Genomic DNA, 1,262 nt, shown 5'->3' on the forward strand with positions numbered 1-1,262 from the left:
GCTCGCGATCGCGACGACCGGAAAGCCGGCCTGCGCGAAGCGCTGCGCGACGCAGCGCGCGAGACGGCCGGCGCCGATGAAGCCGAGGCGGGGTGTGTCGGGGAGGGACATGGCAGCGGGCGTAAGGGAAAACGAAGCAACCGCCAGTATCGCAGGAATGACGGCGGGGTCGCGCAAGGGCCATTTCCGCGTGGATGCGGGTGTGGATGACCGGCATGCGGCGTGATCGACACGTGTATCGGCGCTCGGCGTCACGGTCGATTCACGATCGTCGAATCCGACCCCGAAACATATCGCGCCCGTATTCCGCTTGAAATGTCGGCATCTTGTCTCAAATTTGTAATCGTTCATTACGGTCGCGTGCCCGCCGTGCGCGCCGTATCCGGTAAGACTGACCGGCCATGATGTTGCGACCCGACTCGTCGGACGGAATCGCGCGGCTCGCAAGGGTCGCCGCAGGCGCTGCAAGCCGCGCCGCACGGCGGCTCCGGCCGCGTGCAATTGCAATTTGCAACAAATGCACGATACGCGAGGGGCGGGTTTTCGCTACATTGCTTCCATGCGACGTGCATGTCCGCCGTTGCCGACAGGGGCGCATAAAATACCGCTCCAGCAGGAGAATCGAAGTGAAAAAGCTCATTCCGTTCATCGCCGCCGCCGCGCTGGGCCTGGGTGCCGCAAGCGTCGCGCAGGCTCACGTGTCGATCGGGGTCGGCATCGGTATCCCGGTCGCACCCGCGTATCCCGTCTATGCACCGCCGCCGCCCGTGTACTACGCGCCGCCGCCGCCCGTCTATTACGCACCGGCACCGGCGTACTACGCGCCGCCGCCCGCCGTGGTCGTCGGCGGCTATGGTGGCTACTACGGCCGTCCGTACTGGCGTCACGGTTACGGCGGCTGGGGCCATCACGGCTACTGGCGTCGCTGATTCGTGCCGCGCGGCCTAGCCGCGCGTGGCAAAACGGCGCAACGTCCCGCGAGGGGCGCTGCGCCGTTTTTTCTTTGGAGTCGCTGCCTGACCTCGGTGAACTACCCGCGCAAGCCGGCTGCGATTACACCGCGTGCACGATCAGGTCGCGGTAGCCGCCGACGATCACGCTGTACGAGAAATACGCGAACAGCAGCGCCGACGCGATGTGACACGCGCGCATCAGCCCGGCGCCCGCGCGCTTGCGGCCCTGGCTCGCGAGCGTGCACATGAAGAGCGTCCACGCGAGGCCGCCGAGGAAAAAGCCCGACAGGAACACCGACGCGGTGGCCG

1 protein-coding gene and 2 pseudogenes are annotated in these 1,262 nt (G+C 66.6%); 1 reads left to right on the top strand and 2 read right to left on the bottom strand.

Annotated elements, in window-relative coordinates:
- Positions 1-111 (bottom strand): annotated as a pseudogene (locus JYJ84_RS36965) (DUF2520 domain-containing protein); the annotation flags it as partial.
- 515 nt (positions 112-626) lie between these two features.
- On the opposite strand from JYJ84_RS36965, the gene JYJ84_RS36970 reads away from it, so the two are divergent.
- Entirely contained in the window at positions 627-929 is a 303-nt protein-coding gene (locus tag JYJ84_RS36970) for a hypothetical protein (RefSeq protein ID WP_122944684.1), read from the top strand.
- A 124-nt stretch (positions 930-1,053) separates the two neighbouring features.
- Here JYJ84_RS36970 and JYJ84_RS36975 read toward each other — a convergent pair.
- A pseudogene (locus tag JYJ84_RS36975) lies at positions 1,054-1,262 on the bottom strand (LysE family translocator); the annotation flags it as partial.

Source organism: Burkholderia sp. LMG 13014, assembly GCF_905232215.1.
In the GTDB taxonomy this organism is placed as follows: domain Bacteria; phylum Pseudomonadota; class Gammaproteobacteria; order Burkholderiales; family Burkholderiaceae; genus Burkholderia.